General features: G+C 44.7%; 20 protein-coding genes and 1 pseudogene. 12 read left to right on the top strand and 9 right to left on the bottom strand.

From position 1 onward, the window contains the following. Window positions 1–258 precede the first annotated feature (258 nt). Complete coding sequence (locus tag A1359_RS05965; protein WP_066979486.1) at window positions 259–1,626, bottom strand: autotransporter outer membrane beta-barrel domain-containing protein; 1,368 nt, start codon at window positions 1,624–1,626, stop codon at window positions 259–261. A gap of 206 nt (window positions 1,627–1,832) precedes the next feature. Here A1359_RS05965 and A1359_RS05960 point away from each other — a divergent pair, with 206 nt between their 5' ends. The 4 genes from A1359_RS05960 to A1359_RS05945 all read left to right on the top strand — a co-directional run bounded on the left by A1359_RS05960 (window position 1,833) and on the right by A1359_RS05945 (window position 7,931). Beyond that, on the top strand, window positions 1,833–2,954 hold the full coding sequence (locus A1359_RS05960) for a GGDEF domain-containing protein (RefSeq protein WP_066979483.1): 1,122 nt from the start codon (window positions 1,833–1,835) through the stop codon (window positions 2,952–2,954). Window positions 2,955–3,019: 65 nt separating this feature from the next. Then, the gene (locus A1359_RS05955; RefSeq protein WP_066979480.1) at window positions 3,020–5,263 is read left to right on the top strand and encodes a glycoside hydrolase family 3 N-terminal domain-containing protein; all 2,244 of its coding nucleotides are present in this window, start codon (window positions 3,020–3,022) and stop codon (window positions 5,261–5,263) included. A gap of 20 nt (window positions 5,264–5,283) precedes the next feature. Further along, on the top strand, window positions 5,284–6,546 hold the full coding sequence (locus A1359_RS05950; RefSeq protein WP_066979476.1) for a sugar MFS transporter: 1,263 nt from the start codon (window positions 5,284–5,286) through the stop codon (window positions 6,544–6,546). Window positions 6,547–6,920: 374 nt separating this feature from the next. Continuing rightward, a complete protein-coding gene (locus tag A1359_RS05945; protein WP_066979473.1) occupies window positions 6,921–7,931 on the top strand; it encodes a cytochrome-c peroxidase in 1,011 nt (336 codons plus the stop codon). A 526-nt stretch (window positions 7,932–8,457) separates the two neighbouring features. On the opposite strand, the gene A1359_RS05940 is transcribed toward A1359_RS05945, so the two are convergent. From A1359_RS05940 to ppx, 3 genes are all read right to left on the bottom strand, one after another. Continuing rightward, on the bottom strand, window positions 8,458–10,350 hold the full coding sequence (locus tag A1359_RS05940) for a transketolase C-terminal domain-containing protein (protein WP_066979470.1): 1,893 nt from the start codon (window positions 10,348–10,350) through the stop codon (window positions 8,458–8,460). Between the two features lie 398 nt (window positions 10,351–10,748). Then, window positions 10,749–12,008, bottom strand: coding sequence for a hypothetical protein (locus A1359_RS05935; protein ID WP_066979467.1), 1,260 nt, complete (start codon window positions 12,006–12,008; stop codon window positions 10,749–10,751). A 3-nt stretch (window positions 12,009–12,011) separates the two neighbouring features. Continuing rightward, complete coding sequence (gene ppx, locus A1359_RS05930) at window positions 12,012–13,505, bottom strand: exopolyphosphatase (RefSeq protein ID WP_083960517.1); 1,494 nt, start codon at window positions 13,503–13,505, stop codon at window positions 12,012–12,014. 117 nt (window positions 13,506–13,622) lie between these two features. On the opposite strand from ppx, the gene A1359_RS05925 reads away from it, so the two are divergent. From A1359_RS05925 to A1359_RS05915, 3 genes are read left to right on the top strand one after another with little or no spacing between them, the layout of a single operon-like run. Then, entirely contained in the window at window positions 13,623–14,528 is a 906-nt protein-coding gene (locus A1359_RS05925) for an ABC transporter ATP-binding protein (RefSeq protein WP_066979464.1), read from the top strand. Then, window positions 14,525–15,289: an ABC transporter permease gene (locus tag A1359_RS05920; protein WP_066979461.1), complete on the top strand. Its 765-nt coding sequence runs from the start codon at window positions 14,525–14,527 to the stop codon at window positions 15,287–15,289. Before A1359_RS05925 ends, A1359_RS05920 begins: the two co-directional genes overlap by 4 nt. A gap of 49 nt (window positions 15,290–15,338) precedes the next feature. After that, complete coding sequence (locus A1359_RS05915; protein ID WP_066979457.1) at window positions 15,339–16,184, top strand: CvfB family protein; 846 nt, start codon at window positions 15,339–15,341, stop codon at window positions 16,182–16,184. Between the two features lie 13 nt (window positions 16,185–16,197). Here A1359_RS05915 and A1359_RS21810 read toward each other — a convergent pair. Next, window positions 16,198–16,368 (bottom strand): annotated as a pseudogene (locus tag A1359_RS21810) (ISAzo13-like element transposase-related protein); the annotation flags it as partial. 406 nt (window positions 16,369–16,774) lie between these two features. Here A1359_RS21810 and A1359_RS05910 point away from each other — a divergent pair. The 4 genes from A1359_RS05910 (at window position 16,775) to A1359_RS05895 (ending at window position 19,319) form a co-directional block, all read left to right on the top strand. Beyond that, entirely contained in the window at window positions 16,775–17,275 is a 501-nt protein-coding gene (locus A1359_RS05910; protein ID WP_066979453.1) for a hypothetical protein, read from the top strand. Window positions 17,276–17,543: 268 nt separating this feature from the next. After that, the gene (locus A1359_RS05905; protein WP_066979450.1) at window positions 17,544–17,978 is read left to right on the top strand and encodes an SMI1/KNR4 family protein; all 435 of its coding nucleotides are present in this window, start codon (window positions 17,544–17,546) and stop codon (window positions 17,976–17,978) included. A 76-nt stretch (window positions 17,979–18,054) separates the two neighbouring features. Continuing rightward, window positions 18,055–18,825, top strand: a complete 771-nt coding sequence (locus A1359_RS05900; RefSeq protein ID WP_066979443.1) for a hypothetical protein — start codon at window positions 18,055–18,057, stop codon at window positions 18,823–18,825. An 11-nt stretch (window positions 18,826–18,836) separates the two neighbouring features. Beyond that, window positions 18,837–19,319 carry a hypothetical protein gene (locus tag A1359_RS05895; protein WP_066979440.1) on the top strand — a complete coding sequence of 161 codons (483 nt, stop codon included), beginning with the start codon at window positions 18,837–18,839 and terminating at the stop codon, window positions 19,317–19,319. 147 nt (window positions 19,320–19,466) lie between these two features. Here A1359_RS05895 and A1359_RS05890 read toward each other — a convergent pair whose 3' ends face one another. The 4 genes from A1359_RS05890 to A1359_RS05875 form a co-directional block, all read right to left on the bottom strand. Next, window positions 19,467–19,760: an addiction module antidote protein gene (locus A1359_RS05890; protein ID WP_066979436.1), complete on the bottom strand. Its 294-nt coding sequence runs from the start codon at window positions 19,758–19,760 to the stop codon at window positions 19,467–19,469. Between the two features lie 10 nt (window positions 19,761–19,770). Beyond that, a complete protein-coding gene (locus tag A1359_RS05885; RefSeq protein ID WP_066979432.1) occupies window positions 19,771–20,061 on the bottom strand; it encodes a type II toxin-antitoxin system RelE/ParE family toxin in 291 nt (96 codons plus the stop codon). Window positions 20,062–20,194: 133 nt separating this feature from the next. After that, window positions 20,195–20,599, bottom strand: a complete 405-nt coding sequence (locus tag A1359_RS05880) for a septal ring lytic transglycosylase RlpA family protein (RefSeq protein ID WP_066979429.1) — start codon at window positions 20,597–20,599, stop codon at window positions 20,195–20,197. 323 nt (window positions 20,600–20,922) lie between these two features. After that, window positions 20,923–21,537 (bottom strand): recombinase family protein, encoded by a 615-nt coding sequence (locus A1359_RS05875; protein ID WP_066979426.1) that lies wholly within the window; start codon window positions 21,535–21,537, stop codon window positions 20,923–20,925. A gap of 597 nt (window positions 21,538–22,134) precedes the next feature. Here A1359_RS05875 and A1359_RS05870 point away from each other — a divergent pair. Beyond that, window positions 22,135–22,419, top strand: coding sequence for a hypothetical protein (locus tag A1359_RS05870; RefSeq protein WP_066979423.1), 285 nt, complete (start codon window positions 22,135–22,137; stop codon window positions 22,417–22,419). Window positions 22,420–22,590 lie beyond the last annotated feature (171 nt).

Below are 22,590 nucleotides of genomic sequence, written 5' to 3'. Positions count from 1 at the left end.
AGGTGCGGATTTATCCGCACAATGCGAATAAATTCGCACCCACAGCCAACGAACTTGTTTCATGCGCATTCCTTAGCAATAAATCATCAGCGGTTATTTTCGTCTTACCTTCGAAGTATATGCCTTGCTAGGCTACCAGTTTCAATATGCATCAACAGACTATTGTGCGTACCGCAGAAGATGTGATTATAGCTTTGCAGCCTATACAGCCGGATATCGATGATCATCTTTGGCTGCCTAGCTAAAAGTAAGTTGGCCTTAAAATTCCATTCGCACACCGCCTTCAATGGTGTAATTGGTGGCGCCGGACATAATCAGCGATTGAAAGTTAAGCATGGCTGAGACGCCATTGGGTAACACCATTTGCAAGCCGGCTGCAGCATTTCCCCAGTCTTGCTGTGCGGCCGCGGTTTGAATGCTAGTAATGCCGCCATTTTGTAATTGCGCAGTGATTAAACGTTGGTCATTGGCATATTCTCTGACCCATTCGGCAGATATACGGGGTACCAGTACGCCAAAAGGTAAACTCCAGGCATAGCTTAATTCGGTACCAAAGGTGCTGGTTATCGATAAAACATATTGATTAGGCATCGTCAGCAGGCCGGTAGCTGTATCACCTGTTTCGGTATAACCGCCGATATCCATGTAAATAGTCGATGCTTGGCCATAACCACGTAAGCTCCAGGCGTCGAAATGATGTGTATAGCCTAAACCTGTCAGTATATTAAATTCGTCTGTACGGAAGCTGGCGTCGGCTGATGAAGAACATAGCAGGCAATTTCGTTGTGAGCGGTTATCGTGGCTGGCATAACCGGCTGCAATATCGACGTAGGTGTTTTCTGTGGGGGATAGGCTGACAAACGGAGAAAACCTAAAGGTGTCGGCGTTAAAGTTTCCGCCGTTGTTGTCCACATCAACGGTCGAACTGGTGTAGCCAAATAGCATGCCTGTGATAATCGTATCGTTGATTTTGTAATCAACTGCAGAATTGAAGTTGCGGGTATAAACGTCATAACCACTGCTGTTGGTAGTACTGTCTACTTTACCGAATGTTCCGCCCGAGTTGGCATACAGACCAAAGTTTCCCATCATTTCATACGCATCATCACCTGCGCCATTGCCTTTGCTAGGCTTGGGATGGCTTCGCAATGAACGCATGGATTGTAATGACTGGCTGATTTGCGTGGTGCTGCGGTTAAGCTGTAAATTAACGGTTGTAGCTGCATTAAGGGCGGTAAAGTTTTCCTTATCTTTGGCGGCGGCTTGCAGCAGTGAACTGGATAATATTGCTGGTGTGACGGCATAGCAACTGGCTATATCAGTGCCGAGCGGCTGGCCGGAACTGGAAAAGCAGGTAAGCGATGAGCCATTCTCAGAGGTGAAAATGTCAAAATAATTGCCACTTATCGAGTCTATGGTTCGAACCGTGAAATCTGTATATTCATAAGTCGATTGGTATTCGGCAAATATCGTTTCCGCAGCAATGATGTCTTCTTGGTATGTCGGTGACCCTGCTATGCTGGTAACAGGAAACTGAGTGCCGTCTTGGGCAATAAATATTTGGGAAATATCCGCTGAAACAGTTGACGCAAACAATGCCGGCAAAATAAAAAGTGCTTTTTTCATGATTAGAGTTTAAGAATTTTATTGATGTCGTAATGTAGTAGTGTTTTGTGAAAATAGCAATCTAAGTATCTGAAAATTATAAAGGCTTCCGCAGGTAAAATGATATTGTTAGTTCTCTGTATGGGCCGATTTTTGGTTGTTTTTAAGGCTACTTAGCGTATTGGCATGTAATAAGCTCGTATTAGAAATTTATAAGGAAAAAAATTATGCAGTCGTTTCAATGGGGTGATAAGTATTTGACCGGTTTAGTCGATGTTGATGATCAGCATCACAAGCTGGTGGATATACTGAATGAGTTTGGCGCATTATTAACGCAAAATGAACTGAAACGAACCGACATCGAGAAGCTTTTAAATGAATTGGCAGCCTATGCTCAATATCATTTTGAGGAAGAGGAAAATTTGATGCTGGCGTCTGGGATTGATGTCAGGCATTTTCAATTTCATAAAAAAGATCACGATAATTTTATGCGGCAAGTGTCTGCTATGAGCGTAGAGCTTTGCCCTGCATCGGCTACAGTTTTTAAGTATCTATTGGATTTTTTGACGAATTGGCTGGCTTACCATATTTTAGGCGTGGATCAGAATATGGCGCATCAATTGGCCGCGATCGAAGCAGGTGCTTCCGCCAAAGAAGCCTATTTTTCAGAAGAAAAAAACCATTTGCAATCAACAGAGCCCCTACTTGTTGCATTAAGAAACTTATTCCAACAGCTTTCCGAACGCAATCAGGCATTGCTGGAGATGAATAAAACCCTGGAAATAAAAGTACAGGAAAGAACACGGGCGCTAACCGATGCCAATTTTCAGCTGGAAAAGATTGCTATGACGGATGCTTTAACAGAATTGCCCAACCGCCACTATGCCATCAGCGTATTGCAAAAATCTTGGGATGCAGCCGATGGCAAGGTTGCGTCGCTAGTATGCATGATGATAGATGCCGACCATTTCAAGCAAATTAATGATAATTACGGTCATGAGTCCGGCGACTTTGTATTGCAGACTCTGGCACGGGAGTTGAAGCATAGTGTCAGAAACGACGACATTGTCTGTCGATTAGGTGGGGATGAGTTTCTGATTATTTGCATGGATACACCGCTGGAAGGCGCGATGTATTTAGCAAAATTGGTACGTAAAGCCGTTGCTGAAATTAAGGTGAGGGCTGGAATGGGGGTCTGGAAAGGTAGTGTCAGTATCGGTGTCGCCGTTCGGGATCATACAATGGACGGTCCGGATGCGCTTTTAAAGGCTGCGGATGATGGGGTTTATATGGCAAAACGCGATGGTAGAAATTGCGTCAGAGGTATTCAGGTTGCAAGTCCAGCTTAGCATTTGTATTAAATGCTAAATTCAGAATTTTAATTACTCGATCAAAAACATTAATTCCATTGTAAATGAAAGCATTATTTTTACTGTTCCCTCTGCTTCTGATTTCTGAGTCTGTTGTGTGTGCGCAAGAAGCAAATCAAGTTATCGAAAACCAAGTTCAAACCTTGCTGTCGCAAATGTCGTTGGAAGAAAAAGTCGGGCAGATGACGCAAATCGATTTTAGCTTGGTATCGGTCGCAAATGGTCAGGATGTTGAAAACCCTATCGATATAGACAAATTGGAACACGCAATTTTGAATCGTCACGTGGGGTCCATACTTAATACACCGACTACGCCTAATAACAAGGCGCAGCCGATAGCTAAATGGCGAAACATGACGCAAGCCATCCGCGATCTGACCGCTAAAACCCGCTTAAAAATTCCTGTAATTTACGGCATTGATGCCATTCATGGGGCAACCTATACGCAAAATGCGGTGTTGTTTCCACAAGCCATTAGTATGGCCGCGACATTTAACACCGATTTGTCTTTTAGAGAAGGTGAGATTACGGCGAGGGAAGTGAAAGCATCTGGGCTGGATTGGAATTTTTCCCCGGTAATGGATATAGGTCGCCAGCCTTTGTGGCCGCGATTATGGGAAACCTTCGGTGAAGATGTACATTTGGTCAGTGCTATGGGTAGTGCTTTCATCCGAGGGCATCAAGGTGATGATGTTGCCGCAGCCAATAAAGCAGCAACCTGCATGAAACACTATGTGGGCTACAGCTATCCATTAAATGGCAAAGACCGCAGCCCGGCCTGGATTGGCGAGCGCGCTTTACGCGAATATTTTCTACCGAGTTTCGAAGCGGGTGTTTTAGCGGGTTCACCAACGGTGATGATCAATTCTGCCGAAGTCGATGGTATTCCAGGTCATGCCAATTATCATTATCTGACCGAAATCCTGCGTGGCGAGCTGGGTTTTAAAGGTTTTACGGTTTCTGATTGGGAAGACATCATTCGCTTGCATACACGTGACAAAATAGCCGCCTCACCGCGAGATGCGGTAAAAGTCGCTGTTATGGCCGGTGTCGATATGAGTATGGTGCCACTTGATTATTCTTTTTATGATTTGCTGCTGGATTTGGTCAAAACCGGTGATGTGCCTATGAGCCGGATCGACGAAGCAGTGTCACGCATTCTGAAGGTAAAAGTTCAAGCGGGTTTGTTTGAACTTAAGCAACCGGCTTTACCCGTAGAGGGCAATTTCGCTACCGAAGATGCCGTTGCCATCAATCGTCAGGCTGCGGAAGAAGCAATTGTGTTAGCTAAAAATGCCAATCACATTTTGCCTTTGAGCAAACACGCCAGTATTTTGGTGACTGGCCCTAGCGCTAATTTGTTAAGTGTAATGAACGGCGGCTGGACTATTACCTGGCAGGGCAGCGCTGAGGAACTTTATCCGCAGGATAAATTAACCTTGCTAAAAGCCATCCAACAAAAAACCAGTGGTCAGGTGACCTATGTGGGTGGTCAGCGATTTAGCGATGAAATCAATATCGAGCAGGCGGTTACACAGGCGAGGAATCATGATGTGGTGGTTTTGGCGTTGGGTGAAAATACCTATACTGAGACCACGGGTAACATCGATTCACTAGAGCTGGATCCTGTGCAATTACAACTTGCCCGAGCCATTTTTGCTATCGGCAAACCGGTTATTTTAGTCACTTTTGGCGGCAGGCCACGCATTATCACCGAGCTTGCTGAACAAGCGCAGGCTGTAGTATTAGGCTTTTTGCCGGGTATGGAAGGCGGTGTGGCGATGGCGGATATTTTATTTGGCGACGTGAATCCTAGTGGTAAATTACCGATTACCTATCCGCGAGCAACCAACGATATTACACCGTATGATCACAAGCCGATGGAAGCGTTTGAACTGAATCAATATCGGCCTTTGTATGCTTTTGGGCACGGCTTGAGTTACACCACATTTGAAACCAGTGACTTAAAAATACAACAAAACCGTATCAGTTTGGGGGAGTCGATCGAGCTCAGTGTTAAGGTTAAAAATACTGGAAGCATTGCCGGCAAAGAGACCGTACTGGTGTATTTAAATGATGAAGTGGCTTCAGTCACACGACCCGTTAAGCAGTTAAAAGCCTTCAAAAAAATCGAGCTTGAACCCGGGCAACAGGAAACCTTGCAGTTCACCCTCACTGCACAGGATATGTCGTTTATCGGTCTCGATATGAAACGCATTGTCGAACCAGGCGAATTTAAAGTCATGGTCGGTGATGAAACAGCCCAATTTACCGTTTTAAAAAACTAACCCAGGCCTGCAAAAAGTTCATGCAAAATTTGCAAAAATCTTATATTGGGCCACTGACGGTATTGACCTCTTTGTTTTTTATCTGGGGATTCATCACCTGCTTAAATGATATTTTGATTCCGCATTTAAAGGCTGTGTTTACCCTGAATTACACGCAAGCCATGTTGGTTCAGTTTTGTTTTTTTGCAGCCTATTTTGTGGTTTCGGTGCCGAGTGGCTACTTGGTTGAGAAGATCGGTTACAAAGGTGGGATTGTTGCAGGTCTTTCCGTCGCAGGCTGTGGTTGTTTATTATTTTATCCAGCAGCCGGTTTTCATTCTTACCCGTTATTTTTAACTGCATTTTTTGTACTGGCTTCCGGTATTACTTTGTTGCAGGTGGCGGCTAACCCCTATGTTACTGCGTTAGGTGCAGCTGAAACCGCATCCAGTCGATTGACGTTAACGCAAGCCTTTAATGCGTTGGGTACCACATTAGCACCATTTTTTGGGGCTTTATTGATTTTATCGACAGCAGTAAAAACTGCCGATGAAATCAAATTACTGAATTCAGAGGAATTGTCGCTTTATCAAGCAACCCAAGCTGCGACAGTGCAAAATCCGTATTTATTTTTGGCGGCAGTATTGTTTTTAATGGCAGCGGTTTTTGCTGTACTGAAGCTGCCGAAGATTAATAGCGAAGTTGTCTCAATAGAAAGCAGTCCCGGAAATGGTGGAAAGAGTGCATGGCAGTATCCACATTTGGTGTTGGGTGCTTTAGCGATATTCCTTTATGTTGGCGGCGAGGTGGCGATAGGTAGTTTTATGGTCAATTTCCTCGGTGAACCCCATATTGCTGCACTTGCCGAGCAAGATGCCGGAAAATATGTTTCGTTTTACTGGGGCGGGGCGATGATCGGGCGTTTTGTAGGTGCTGCCGTCATGCAAAAGCTTAGCCCGGCTACTGTTTTAACCTTTAACAGTCTGTGTGCAGTGTTACTGGTTATATTGGCAATGTCGAATAACGGTGAATTGGCGATGTGGAGTCTGTTGGCAGTGGGTTTGTGCAACTCCATCATGTTTCCGACGATTTTTTCTTTAGCAATTAGTGGTTTGGGGATGCATACCAGTCAGGGTTCAGGTATTTTGTGTGCAGCTATTGTGGGTGGCGCCATTGTGCCTGTGCTACAAGGTGCGATCGCTGATCAACTAGGTATTCAGCAGGCACTATTCGTACCCGTACTGTGTTATAGCTACATTGCATTTTATGGTTGGAGATTTAAACGGTTAGCAGCGCACCGATGATAATTGGCAAGCGATTGCAACTGTCCAAATAACAACGGATCATTGACACTGCCTTGCCATGGGTTATGCCACATCAGCATGTTCTTCGGCAAACAGCTAAGCACTCAAAAGTAGTAAAAATGCAGCGATTGATGTAGTTAACTCTTTCATGGCTTTCCCTCGATTATTGAAACAACGACTGATGGCGGAGAGGGTTCGCGATTGTCAGTCCACGAGGACTCTGAAACGTAGTTACGTTGATCTATGCATCAAAAAAGATGTATCACATAGGTGGTGATCAATTGAAATGGTTCCCTGTGCTAAAATTCACATTACCGCGGGCTTTATCTTACAATTCAAGCTCGTTATTAACAATAATAATACTGGAGGATGATATGTTTAAAATTCGGATGCTGGTCGCTGCGATTGCATTGACTGGTTCACTTTCTGTCATGGCGGCAGATGCCTTGCCAACCACAGCACCTGCACCTGCAGATAACCCAACCACCGCAGAAAAAGTGACTTTGGGCAAAATGCTGTACCACGATCCACGCTTATCTTCGACAGGTACTGTATCTTGTGCGTCTTGCCACAATACTATGCTGGGTGGAGAAGATAATCGTCCTAATTCTATGGGTGTGAATGGTCAAACCGGTGGTCGGAGTGCACCGACTGTCTGGAATTCGGCATTTAATACCGTACAATTCTGGGATGGTCGCGCCGCCAGCCTGGAAGAACAAGCGGCAGGCCCTGTTACCAACCCGATCGAAATGGGTATGAAAAGCTGGGATGATGTTGTTGCTCGCTTAAAAACCATCAGAGGTTATCGTAAGGCGTTCGACTTGGCTTTCGGTAGCGATTCTGAAACCATCACAAAAGACAATGCCACTAAGGCGATTGCTGCATACGAAAGAACCTTGATCACACCTAATAGCGCCTACGATAAATATGTCAAAGGTGATGCGGATGCGATGAATGAGCAACAAGTACGGGGCATGAACAAAGTCGTGGAATTGGGTTGCACCAGCTGCCACAGCGGCCCTGCATTCAATGGTCCTGGTGTGTTTCAAAAATTCCCGATGCACCCCAATGGTTATTTCGAAGCGCAATACCACATCAGCAAAGATAAAGGCTTAGCAGAAGTAACCAAAAAAGATAGCGATGCGCATATGTTCAAAGTACCTACATTACGTAATATCGCTTTGACAGCACCTTATTTCCATAATGGCTCTGTGCCCACTTTGGAAAAAGCAGTAAGGGTTATGGCCAAGCTGCAATTGGATAAGGAATTATCTGATGAAGAGGTGGCTGATATCGTAGCATTTTTAAATGCTTTGACCGGTGAATTCCCAAAACAAGAGATGCCAGTATTACCAGGCACACCGGGTGTGACTTTTAATAATTAAGTCGCCAATATTGAAAAGGGGCTGAAAAGCCCCTTTTTTTTGTTTGGATGTTTAGTATCAGCCCGCAGAAATCATTTTAAAACAGAGATATTGAATAATGTCAAAATCTGTAGTTTAGCCGCAGAAGTATAGATTGAGCATGGGAATATCAACAAAGTCGTTTCAGCATAAAAAATATGCTTGTATGCTGGCAAGTGAGATTAATCAGGGAATATTTGTTATTTAGTGGCTGAATTTCAATGGATTTTTCAGGCAATAACTAAAATCCGTATTTTTTGAAAATAAGCATGAATCCAATAGACTGGAACAATTTAAAAACACTTAACTGTTTGGCTGATTTAAAGTTTTATTATTTTGACAGTAGGGATGCATGGTTTGGAATTCTTTTTTTAAAAGAAATCCCAATTTCATTTCCTAGAACGATATAAATCATATCCTAATTCTTTTTGCATTCGATACCACTCTGTATATTGAGTGATACCGAATGTCAAAAAAGAGCACATGCTGTGCTCTTGAGATGCAGCGTTTAATCTTTTAAGAAGCTAGCCATAATGCCGGCTGGATCGATACCTTGATGCGGAAATTGCTCCCATAGACCACCGCAACCTTCAATATGCGTACCTAGATGCGCATATTTTGGGGTATAACCGCGTTCCAGCAACCAGGAGCCCATACGGCTACCCAAACCGGTTTTACGGTTGAACGATTCAACCACCATCACTTTGGGTGATTTGCCGATTTTAGCCAGCATGTCTTCATCTATGACATTAAGTGTGGGTTTGTTAATCAAACCGACATCAATGCCTTGTTGTTTGAGTCTTTCTACCGCATCCAGAGAGCGATATAAAGCTTCACCAAAACTAACGATATAGCCAGCTGTACCTTCCCGAATGACTTCGTCTTTACCGGAGACAAATTTGTAATCACCGCCAAAGAACTCGTTGCCATTGCTATCTAAAATAGTCGGTACTTTAGAGCGGGTTGAAAACACAAAACGTAAGCCGGGATTGAAGAAAATGGTTTCCAAACAGGCTTTCATTTGCAAAGGATCGGCCGGGAAATACAGATTGGTATCGTAACCGTCACTCAATCCATTATCGGCAAACATATTATTTAAACCGAAATGACAGGTGTTGTCGGCCATGTCATCGATGCCGGAGTGGGAGAAATGGCTGAGTACGTTGGAATTGTTCAGGCGTGCCATGGTGATTTCGGAAATACACATTTCCAGGAACGCACTGAAGGTGCCGAAGATACCTTGTTTACCGGCTTCCATACCAAAACCCGCCGCAGCAGAGAAATTACCCCGCTCCATAATGCCGGATGAAATGAACACTTCAGGGAAGGCTTTATGGATTTTGAAAAGGCCACAAGAGCCTTCCAGATCACTATCCACCACCCGCACTTTTTCAATTCGTTCTGCTTCGCTCAGGCGACCCAATATTTCTACAGCGGCATCACCAAATACATTGCGGTTAGCATCCCATTTATCGCTGGAACCCAGGAAAACGGCATCATTTTTCGGCGCTTTTACTTCACGCAAATGATCGGCAGCCGCTTGTTGGCCGTGTGACTCCAGGTATTCCAAGGCGACTTTGACAGAAACTACATCATGGCCATGGGTAGAGCCTTCAAGGCCGACAATGCCTGGACACATCGGTCTATGATTAATAATCGCAACTGGACCGGGCGTATTGATAGCGGTACAAATACGCTTATACAAATCATCCAGATCTTCACCGTCACCTTCCAGAACAGTAACACCTTGACCCGCTAAGGTTTTGGCAGTACTGCAACCTTTTAAATAATCGGATGGATGGCCGGCGATAGTGACGTTGTTGTCGTCGATGATCAGTTTCACGTTAAGGTTTTGCGCCACAGCCAAGCGCGCAGCTTCGGCATCGTTACCTTCCTGCTGTGAACCGTCTGAACCCAGGCAGAATAAAGTTTTACCTGGGTTTGCGATGGCTACGCCGTTCACATAAGGCCACATGTGGCCTAAACGACCGGAGCTGAATTTTACCCCAGGGGTAAAGCCTAATTCAGGATGGCCGGGTAAGTGGGAATGCGCGGCGCGGTATTCCATCAGGCGTTCTGCAGGTAAATCGCCGTTCAATGTCGACATCAGATACTGGGTGGCGACACGATGGCCGGCCTCATCGAAAAATATGGGTACGAAATCGTCTGAGCTACGGAATAACGCATCCATAATCATGACTTCAGGCACTGTATCGTATGGGCCGCCGGTATGACCGCCTACGCCGCGCGCTGCACCTGTAGCGGTGAAGAATACAATGGCATCGCGGCACAGTTGAATATTGGCTTTCAAGCTGGCGCGTTGCTCTGCAGTTAAAGTTGGGTTGCTTGGATCTAATTTAATGCGCTGATATGCGCCGAGGTCAATCGGGAATTTGGACATAGTCAATCTCTTGGTAAGGATATTATTGTTATAGGCACGGGGTTATTATAGTGCCTTTGTTATAGATGCTAGATAAAACAAAAAAACGGCAGAGCATTTAAAAATAATTGCTAATTAGCTACAAGTGATGTTTTTTTACAAAATATGTTGTTTATAAGTTGCGATTTTAGTTGATTTTTATTGCCGTTTGGTCGCACTTTACACCTAAGGAATTAGGCTTTGCAAGGGTAAAAACAGTCAGATAATTAAAATTAGTATTCCTGCATCTTTTTGTTTGGCAAAGCATGACCATCTTTATGTATAAATCAATGCTGTAGATTATTAAACAGCAAGTTTCTAGGTTTCAATCATTGTCGACGCCAAAGTTGCCAAACTCCCTTGTATTTGAAAATTCATGGTTATTGATATATAGGCAAGCCTTCGATGCGTTCATCTATCTCAGAAATCATGCTCTGATAAATTGGACTGCCTATGTTATCAAACCTGGTCTTAAACGTCGGTTCGTCCATTCTTTCCGGTAGGCCTTGAATGTCAGGAATTATGCTGCTGTAGTGCTTCACTGTGGACATGATTTGTTGAAGTTTGCGGGCTTGTTTGGCAGAGGCGATAGCAGTTTGTCCAAAGCGGGTGCCGGCGCGATCTGCCGTTAAATCGATAAAACTGAAGCCACTGCCTTTTTCAGCATCGCCCAGTTCTTTGTCTTCACCGAGTTGTTTGCTTAAAAAGGAGGCATCAATCGTCGCCAACAGAGCCGACGCGATGAAATGCTGCGGGATGTCGATGCGTTTATAGGCAAAAACCGGGTATTCCTTACTGTATACCAAGCCTAGCGGTAAATAACGGCGTAATTCTTGTTTAAAGATGTAACTGCCGACCGCAATGATCACCGCGCGATTTTCTCGGATAGCCGTTTCTGCCGTCGATCGTTGGTATGCGCTTAAAAATAAAGGCTGCAGCAATTCTGTCAAGGATAGCCGCCAGGCCGGGTCATGTTGGCTAACAATTTCATTGATTTGCTGTTGATATAAATGCAAATTGGGATATTCGCGATGTTTTTGAATCACCAATTGTTTAGCCGCATCAACAATCGAGCCCAGGTAGCTGATCTGAATGCCCGCCGACGTAATCTGAATGTCATTGATGTGACTTATGCCCAGATCCCAATATTTTTTAAGTGGGGTGAATTGGGCTAACACAGGGATCAAGTAATTCGCAGCTGTATCGGGTACGGATGCCTCACCAATCTTGAGCGATTTTATTTTGATACTGTCGTTGTTTTGTATTAATTTAAAACTAAAGTCCAGATAACGTCCCCAAATCGTTTTAGGTACGAATACGGCAATTTGTACGAAGACTATATCTTGACCAATTTGGATGTTGGTCGTATTTTCAACAAAGTGGTTTAGCAAATAATTGGCAGCAATATTGACGTCTTTTTCATTCAATATAACCGTTTTAACTTCATTACGTTCCTCTGGTTTGATATGCAGAATTTGCGTGGCTCGTTGAATATCATCCCGATTCAGGCCTTGATGCATCTTTAATAGAGGCGAGTTATCAATAACAAAAAATAACAGCAGGTTAAACAGAAAAAAAACCGTCAAACAGGCATAAAGAAAACGTTTGACTGATTTTGGCAGACCGAAGGTTTTAAGCATGATTTAAAAAGACAGTTTAAACCTGGCTTGTTTTAGATATTGTATTTCCTGCTTTAAATCAGCCTGGGTTAATGGTGCTTGCTCTAACCATTGCTCAGGGAAAGTCAGAGTGATGTCTTTGTCATCAATGTTGATTTTAAAATCCGGGCGTATACTGTGACGGTTTCTATGTAGCAGGCTGGCTAAACGGAAAATTATGGTCATGACGGGGGCATGTTGACGCCAGGGTGCGTGTAAATCTGAAAAACGCGAGAGGCTGATTTTTTTACGATGGTTGCGCACCAAGCAGGACAGAATCTGTTGATCTTGTTTTGAAAAGCCGGCCATGTCGCCATTTTCCACAATATAGGCGCTGTGTTTTTGGTAATGATTGTGGGCAATCTCAAAGCCTATTTCATGCAGTTCCGCTGCCCATTCCAGAAACTGCAAACAGGATGGATTGTCCGAAAAATAGGGATGATTATCTAATTGCGCCACCATATAGCGCATGGTCTCCTTGAGCTGATCGGAATGGCGCTTATCGGTGTGATAGCGTTCGGCGATGATCTGACTGGTTTGTGAACGGATGTCTTCGTTATAAATACGGCCCAATAGATCATGTACCAAGCCTTCGCGTAGAGCACCATCAGAGACAGTCATTTGCTGTATGTTCAGGGTCTTGAAAGTCGCGTAGACAATGGCGACAGCGCCAATAAAAACCGGTCGCCTTTCAATGCTTAAAGCAGGTAAGTGGACTTGTTCTATGTTCCCCTGAGTTAGCAAATGCGAAACCAGTTTTTCCATGCCTTCTAACGTAATGCCGTTGTTACTGAAGCCGGAGGCTTGCAATACGCTGCTAATGGCTTTTAAGCTGCCGGAAGCGCCGATGGCTTCATCGAAATTTTTGCTGTTAAAGGTAGCCTGAAATGGTTCCAGTTGTTGTTCAACGAACAGGCTGGCTTTTTTAAAGGCTTTTTTGGATAGTGCGCCGTTTTTGAAAAAATTCTGGCTCACGGTAACGCAGCCCATATTCAAGCTTTCTTTAATGTGTGCCATGTCGTGCTGGCCGATAATATATTCGGTGCTGCTGCCGCCAATATCCATTACAAAGCGGTTGTTGGCGTTGCTAGCCAGACTGTGAGCAACACCTTGATAAATCAGTCTTGCCTCTTCGATACCGGAAACGATATGTATCGGATGGCCCAAAGCCTGTTCAGCCTTGATAATGAATTGCTCGGCATTTTTAGCTTGCCGTAAGGTATTGGTGCCGACAATACGGACACTGTTGGGGGGGAAATTATTGATACGTTGACCAAAACGTTCCAGGCAAGCGAGAGCTTTATCCTGGGTTTCCTGATCCAGATATTTATACTGATTCAAACCAGCCGCCAAGCGCACCATTTCTTTCAGACGATCTATGGTTTGTAGTTTGCCATCTTTCAGGCTGCAAATAATCATATGAAAGCTGTTGGAGCCAAGATCGACGGCAGCAACGTTGTTAGGGATTGAATGAAGCAAAGTAATATTCCTGTTTAGGCTTAGGCGGTAGGGGGAATTCTGTTAAAATTCATCCTCTTTAGGCGAGGTCCTCAGTAAACACGCCTGTTCTAGTCTATCTGCATTATAAACCACCCCATGAAGGCTTTATCTATTCAAAACCTAAAAAAGACCTATGCCAACGGCTTTCAAGCCTTGAAAGGCGTAGATCTTGAGGTAGACAGCGGCGATTTTTTTGCCTTGCTCGGCCCGAATGGGGCTGGCAAATCCACCATGATAGGTATCATTAGTTCTTTAGTGACTAAATCCAGCGGAATAGTCAGTGTGTTTGGTCATGATCTGGAAAAAGACACCAATCAAGCCAAAAGTTGCATTGGTCTGGTACCGCAGGAAGTCAATTTCAACCAATTTGAAACCGTCAAAAACGTGGTGTCGATTCAGGCGGGTTATTACGGCATACCACGCAAACAGGCACTGGCACAAACCGAGCAAAGTTTGCGGCAAATGGATTTATGGGACAAACGCGATCTTGTGTCGCGGCGTTTGTCGGGCGGCATGAAACGGCGCTTGATGATCGCTCGGGCCATGGTGCACCAGCCGCGTTTATTGATACTGGATGAACCTACAGCCGGAGTGGATATCGAAATTCGTCGTGCTATGTGGCAAATGATGCAGGAGGTGAATCGGCAAGGTACCACCATCATTTTAACCACTCACTATTTAGAGGAAGCTGAAAGTCTGTGTCGCAACATCGCCATTATCAATAACGGTGAAATTGTCGAAAAATCGGCAATGAATAGTTTGTTGCAGAGGATACATATCGATCATTTTGTGTTGGATATCGCTCAAAATCTGTTGGTCGCGCCCTGCATCGAGGGCTATGAGATTGAGCTGGTCGATAGTCAGGTGTTGAATGTGGCTGTTCCGAAAAGTCATGGTTTAAATCGTCTATTTCAGCAGTTATCTGGCTTAGGAATAGAAGTGTTGAGCTTAAAAAACAAATCCAATCGCTTGGAACAATTATTTATCGATCTGGTGCAATGAACTATTCCGTCGCTTTCCGTACCATCCTGTACAAAGAAATTCGCCGATTTACCCGTATCTGGCCGCAAACCCTATTACCGCCAGCTATTACGACAGCCTTATATTTTCTGATTTTTGGCAAACTGATAGGTGAGCGCATCGGTAGTGTGCATGGCGTCAGTTATATGGATTACATTGTGCCGGGGGTGATTTTAATGTCGGTGATCAGTCACGCCTACTCCAACGTGGTGTCATCGTTTTACTCCACCAAATTTCAGCATCATATCGAAGAGTTGCTGGTGGCGCCGGTGCCGAACTGGGTGATTCTGGTCGGCTATGTCTGTGGTGGTATCGCCAGAGGTGTGTTAGTAGGCGCAGTGGTGACAGGTGTCTCCATGCTGTTTACCCATGTCAGTGTCGCTAATGGCTGGATCAGCATCAGCGTGTTGGTGTTAACCGCAACCTTATTTGCCTTGGCTGGGTTCATCAATGCAGTGTTTGCGGATAGTTTTGACGATATATCAATCATCCCCAATTTTGTATTGACGCCCTTGAGTTATCTGGGGGGGGTGTTTTACTCTCTGGCCATGTTGCCGCCGATCTGGCAAACCATAGCACTAGGCAATCCCATCTTATATATGATCAATGCCTTTCGATATGGCTTGATTGGAGTGAGTGACGTGGATATTGTGTTGGCGTTTGAAATGATAGCGGGATTTATCCTGTTTTTGAGTTTGTTTAGCCTATTGTTGATGCATAAAGGCGTGGGAATAAAAAACTAACTTAAGATTCAACTCACAAGTGCAATTTAAATAACAAATCGGAACAGCCATGATCGAAATCGGTAAACTTAACAGCCTCACCATCAGCAAAAAGCGTGATAACGAGGTATATCTTGATGGTGGCGAACTAGGCGAGATAGCGCTTGCCGACAAAGAGGCGCCTGCGAATTGTGAAATGGGCGATAGCTTGCAAGTGTTTGTCTATATTGACGGTAAAAATCAGACGATAGCCACCACCCTGGTCCCCAAAGTTCAGGTCGATGAAGTCGCCTGGCTAAAAGTAGTGTCATTGAGTCATGCCGGTGCTTTTATGGATTGGGGTTTGCCTAAGGATTTGCTGGTACCGTTTAGTGAACAGAAAACCAAGATGGTGGAAGGGCGATTTTATCTGGTGCGCTTGTTTCTGGACGAAAATAACCGTATCGCCGCATCGATGTTGCTGGACGACTTTATTCAGGATGAAGCGTTTTATTATAAGGATGGACAGGCGGTAGAATTAATCATTGTCGATGAAACCGAACTGGGTTTTAAGGCGGTGGTCGATCACAAATATTGGGGAGTACTGTATAAAAACGAGATTTTCCAGCCACTGCAAAGAGGTCAGAAACTAGCCGGTTTTATCAAAAAAGTACGACCGGATCAAAAGCTGGATTTGATTTTGAGTCAGGAAAAATACGGCCAAAAAGTCGATGCCACATCCGGCAAAATCTTGGCTATTCTGGAAAAGCACGGCGGTTATATTGGCTTGACTGACAAAAGTCCACCCGAGATGATTTACGATACTTTTGCAGTCAGCAAAAAAGTGTTCAAGCAAGCCATTGGCGGCTTGTATAAACAACGCAGGATTGTGATTGAGGAAAAAGGCATACGTTTAATCACTAATGCCGATGCTTAGGGCTTGTCCACAATTAACTTGAACATTTCTGAGTAATTGTATAGTTCCATTCGCCATGAAATGACGCCTTAGTCATGTTAAGCATTTCTAGTTCAGCATCACTTATGTGAATGCCTTTCGGATAGAGATTTGTATCCAATTCAGCATTGATGGTCAGACCGTTTTGAGTGGTTGCGCTACCAATTGCTCAAGGTTTCGCAATAATGCAGGAAAGGCGCCGCCTTATTACGGCGCACAACCACTGCAGCAATAGCAGTCCTTCGTATCAATGACGTAGCGGCTGGTTATGTTATGCGATAATTAAACAAATTCGACACAAACTCACAATCAAAATACCTCTATCCGTTCAGCGACGTTTTATTTTAGAGTCGTCGTAGCAGAATAAAAGTTACTTGGACAATACGCGTTACCCACCCACCGCTATGACAGATACCCATTTTACATCCAACGATTACCTTGAAATTCGCCGTAGAGGCGTTTTATTGAATAGTAAGATTTTCAAAAAGCTCAGTTCCTAAGACATTAAAAACTGTGGCCGTCATCTTGGACTATGGCACCAAAAAACATTGGTGATAGATAGCGAAGAAGAAATGGATTTATTTGCCGATTATGCGACTTTCGGCTATCGCCCGCATGGCTTCAATATGGCCGAGAAATTCTTGCGTTTATTTCATAAACAGGCAGACGAGTTTGAGCTTGAATTGCTCCGGCGTATGCGTTATGCCCACTATGCCATGTATCAAGTTGAAGAAACAAATGGCCTGGATACGCTTATAGTCGTGGATGTGTTTAATAAGGTTAAGTACAAAATCATTGATCACCAAATGGCTAAAACCGCTCATCAAGGACTGATCTTGGCAGGCCATCTGTTAGATTTTGATGATTTCTCCATCCAAACGGGCGGAACAGTGTTAGTAACGCGAGAGATTATAGAGTCTGATGAAGTGGTGCGTGTGATTGATCGTATTCATGACGATCAACTGGGTGATTTTTTGAGTAATCCTGCAAATGGAGCTAAGCTCGCCAAAGGGATAATTTCTGCAGCCCTTAAGCAAGGACAAACTTCAAATTTCAAGCATGAAAGGCTTTGATAGGCAACCCCGTTTTTTGATCGGTATCAAGATCAGAAATTGCACATTTAGAGCTCATTAAATTCTGGACAAAATTAGTATCCATTTTTTCAATTGAGTTACTGGCGGGACGTTGTTGACGGGCAAGTCACGACCCGTTGCAGACTATCGCTCCATCTGATTCAATGGCAGCAACTTGACCATTACCGGCCATTATTACTTATCACTTATGATATACGGAGAGGGAAATCATATGCTAATCATGAAACGTAGCTCTACGTAGACATCCGTGCGCCCTGTAGCTGAATTACTGTCTGAACCTGGCCGTGAGTGGCGAAAAGTTGATGGTGCATCGCTGTCACACATCGTCGAACTCAACAGTGCTCTCCCGTTTGAACCACCAGTTGAGTACATAGAGCTCCTCCGCTACTCAAACGGTGGTGAAGGCGAGTTAGCTCTTGAGCCACTCTGGTTTCAGTTGTTTGACGTCGCCTTTGCAATCCAGTTGTGGCGAGACGAAAACTACCGCAAGGAATACCCAGACTTATTCTTCTTCAGTAGCAACGGTGGGCTAGAATCCATCGCCTTCGATATGGGGTGCCGCAAACCTTCGCCTATTGTTATGGTCGATTGCATAGCAGGACTAGATAGTGCTTGTCGCGTATCGCGCAGCATTGAAAAATTCATAGAAAGGGTTGGGCTCCGTGACGATCAAGATGTCTAATCAGTGCATCAACTTGACCGTCAAGTTACCCTTACTGCATGATCGGCTGAGCAAGGTAACTGAGTAAGGCATAAAGATGGGTGCTTGGGGCGTTGGAATACTACAAGATGATACCGTTTCGGATGTTGTTGGATTCGTCAAGGATCGTATCAAGGCTGGTGAATCCGTTACCATCGCGACTGATTCAGCACTTTCACATTTCTCAGAACTTGAAAATGACGAAGATGATGCTCCGTTGTTATGGCTCGCGCTCGCTCACGTCCAATGGACTTACGGAAGTCTCGAAGATCGGATCCTTGAAAGAATTCGCAAAGATTTACAGTTGGGAAACGGCCTTGGGCGCTGGGGCGAGGATTCCAAAGCTCTGGCAAAAAGAAAGGAGGCGCTTAACAAGTTCTTCGCCAAGATTGCTGTACCTAAGTCAAAGCCTTCAGCACTGCCACGATTGGTTGTCAGGAAGGCTCCTTTCAAGGCAGGGGACTGCTTATCAGTTCTTCTCGATGACGGGCGTTTCACGGCAGCGCTTGTGCTAAAAGCAGATAATACCAACCCTGAGTATGGCAAAAACCTAATCGCAAGCCTCGACTACTTAGAAACAGAGCCGCCATCTCTGGCGTTTTTTGAACTGAGAAGGTGGCTGATTAAGACACATGGAAATTGGAATAACGAACAGGACATTAGTTGGTATCAGACTGTCCGCTTCAAGGAAGCAAGTAAACGCATTAGCATTGTTGGCTCTATCGATGTGCGTCCAAGTGATCCACATGACTCCCGCTTTTATTCAGGGTGGATCAGCCTTGGTGCGCAAATTACTCTATGTCGTGAGCATGCGGCAAAATTCTCCTAAGGCATAAAAATATGCATGTTTCGATCACTGCCAATGTTTGTGATCAGCAAACAATGACGATATGTGACAGCCTTCGGGGGCCGTTTAATGAAATCAGTGAATATCTTTCCCAAGAATATGGTGGTGACATTGAGCATCTTTGGATCGACTTTGAGCTAAATGCCGACCATGCAGATCGTCGACCACCGTATCCTTTCAGGTATCAAAAGAGGGTTTCTGGACGTTCAAAGCTCACGGGTATTGACTTGCCCGACAGCTTCAACGTTGGGCACTACAGTGTCAGACCTGATTTTGTTGTTTTACTTGAAGTACCGGACGTAGTTACCTACGCATTGCAACTGATTTATAACTCAACATCTGTATTGATTGGCAAGCAAAAGAAACTTGGCGGATTTGATGCGCAAAAATTTAGATCAGATTTTTTTGAAGGATGTAAGGGGATTGGCTATAGCCTCAAATTGGTTCCACTAAATCTAACCCCTGATGTGGATTAAATGGCGGCTTTAAAGCATACTTTTGCCGTTGCCATGCATGTGCTAATTGTCTCGTTATGGCCGGGTGTTGTCAGTCAGTTTGCTTAAGAAAGCTCGTAAGCGAATTATATTAGCTGCTAACGTACGTTTTCGTGTGCGTTGGATTTATCAAGCCGGATCGGCATGCAGATGAATGCCTAGTGCCTTGGTTACCTTGAGGATCGTATCGAAACTGGGGATGTGCTCGCCGTCCAGAGCTCGATACAGGCTTTCGCGGGAAAGTCCGGTATCTCTGGCAATCTGCGACATGCCGCGTGCACGGGCAATATCGCCAAGTGCTTTGGCTATGAAGGCCGCATCGCCGTCAGCCTCCACGATGCATGCATCCAGATAGGCCGCCATTTCTTCGGTGGTTCTTAAATGCTCCGCTACATCGTAGCGGCTGATGATAGTTTTTGTCATTGCGTTTGTCCTAGAGATTACGGGAAAGACCTTGGGCGGTTTTAATATCGGCATCCTGAGTGCTTTTATCGCCACCGGCCAACAAAATGACGATTTCGTTGCCGCGTCTGGTGAAATACACCCGATAACCGGGGCCATAGTCGATGCGCATCTCCGATACGCCTTCGCCAACGGACTTAACGTCACCCGGATTGCCGGCAGCCAGACGTTCGACCCTAGCCAAAACGCGTGCGCGAGCACGAATATCGCGAAGATCATCCAGCCATCGGGCATAAACATCGGTTTTCTTTATATCAACCATACTTTAAGTGTAGCCGATCGGCTACATTTGTCAATAGGCTGCCAGGCGCTTGTGCATTCGGGCAAACGTAAGGGCTCGTATTGAAATGGGTAATAGCGGGATGGGCAAAAATAGCCAAGTAAAAACTCAAACTTTAAGTAATGTCTAAAATTTCAATTTTTACTTTGGTGAGTCCGGCATGAACGAAACCGAGTTCTTTAGCGGCTTTTTTTGACAAGTCAATGATGTGTTTATTAGGGCGTTGCAGGCGATCATTGACTTTAACAATCACGCTGCGGTTGTTTTTGAGATTCGTCACGAGTAACCGTGTACCCATGGGTAATGATTTATGAGCGGCCGTCAGCTCATATTTGTCATAAGTTTCGCCGCTTGTCGTGGCTCGACCATGTAATTTGTCACTGTAGAACGAAGCTATGCCCCCATCACTGGTTTGTTCATTTTTTTGCTTTTCAACCTTTGCAAGACTAATAGAACAAAAAGACATTAAAGAAACTGACAGCATGGTTTTAACTAACCATCGACTCTTTCGCTGTTTCATCCTTTCCCCTCTTTACGTTAAATAGTAGATAAACTGAAGTTTAACGTTAACTCAACGATAAATGTTTGGCAACATTTATCGTTGTTTGTTCTCTTTCGCGCTTGTCTTCAACATAGGCAGGCGAACTTAGCTAAAACATAATAAAGCAGTATAAAAACGGCACATCAAGGAGGTCTGCGCCCAAACTGTCAATGTCAGAAGACGACTACACTACTTGAGATACCTTTAATACGGGCGGATTGGCTAGAAATATTTTACAGGGATAGATTGGGATGGTGGCGTTTTGGCCGGCTTTGTCCGTGACCGAAGTCGCCACCCATTTTCTAACCATTCGATAGGAGTTTCACTCCGTCTGGTCGCAGCTCTCCATTGGGTGAAACATGTCTATATAAAGTTTGCCTAGCAATACCCAATTCTTTACAAAGATTCCCGATCACTGTCTCTGGCTGCCCCATAGCCGCCATGGCCAACCGCAGTTTGGCAGCTGTCATTTTAAAGGGTCGTCCTCCCTTTCTACCGCGCGCACGAGCCGAAGCCAATCCGGCTACGGTTCGCTCTGAGATGAGCTCCCGTTCAAATTCGGAAAGTGCTGCAAAAATTCCGAAGACTAATTTACCAGCCGCGGTCGTGGTATCGATGGCAGCACCCTGCCCTGTTAAAACTTTAAGGCCGACGCCTCGGCCTGTTAAATCATGTACGGTATTAATCAAATGCCGCAAATCGCGTCCTAATCGATCCAGCTTCCAAACAAGAAGCGTATCGCCTTCGCGTAATGCTTTGATGCAAGCAGCTAGACCTGGGCGATCTTCCCGTTTTCCTGAGGCATGGTCTTCATAAATGTGTGTATGGGCAACGCCGGCGGCAAATAGTGCATCGCGTTGTAAATCGCATGCCTGAGAACCATCCGCTTTTGATACCCGCATATATCCAATTAGCATTTTTCACCTGTCACTTATACGGTCGTTTATGTGACAGTTTAAAAGACTTCGTCAATGTCGTCAAAAAATGTCATATAACCCGTAATATAATCTATGTCTTACAGAGGCCGTTAAATTATATTAATGTGACACTATCTCGCGGGAATTCCAAAAGCGGATAACTGTTTTTGGATTGTTCGTATGGTCTTGGCATCTTGACGACCAAACAGCAGCACCGTAAACAACGCTTTTGCAACTATTGGATTTTTTCGAGCCTCGTTAAAAGATTCGGGTTCCATACAAAAATATTCACTTCTGTGAAGAGAAGTATTAGGCATAATTACGCACTGTGCAGATGTCTATTGATATTTTTTGGCTCAATAGTTGACTTCACTAAGTGGTTCTAGGCCAATAAGATGGTGCAGTCGTCTTCTGACATTGACAGGTCGATGACAACGGGTCAGCTATAATTATTCAGAAGTCAACGTCTTAAATATGGTACCAGTAAGCCTGGCCAACCGATGCAAAGCTTTGAATACGTTAATACATATACTATATTACGTATTAACATAGTTGCAACTTTGTCATATAATAAGCTCACCTCACCGGAGAGCTATCATGACAATCGACGAACTTAAGAACCTTATCCAAGCCGAAGATGTAGAACTTATCCGGTTTTACGGTAATGCCGACTCATCCGGCAAAATGGTTTGGACAATCGCCGCCTACGGCAAGCCATCCGTCTACGCCTTTGGGCATTGCGTGATCAATTCTAGCCGAGACAAGAAAAACAAAGACTACACCAGCCTAGACCGCGCCTACAATGCCATTAAAGCCGCTGGCTACAAAGGCACCTTTGAGGTAGACGACGGCAGCATTTTTGCTCACAACGTACCACATTAACCCGCCTGTGGTGTAGGCGAGTACTCTCTTAACAATATTCCACCCCACCCCACCCCAAACCAGCTACCGATTCCAATCGCAAAACCGCCACCAATTCAGATACGATTACGCCAGTAGTGAATGACGGCTTTTGGAAGTATCGAACTGTCACCAACCGACCCATAAGCGCCA

It is taken from the genome of Methylomonas lenta, assembly GCF_001644015.1.
GTDB classification, from domain to species: domain Bacteria; phylum Pseudomonadota; class Gammaproteobacteria; order Methylococcales; family Methylomonadaceae; genus Methylomonas; species Methylomonas lenta.
This window is presented reverse-complemented; position numbering and strand designations above follow the sequence as displayed.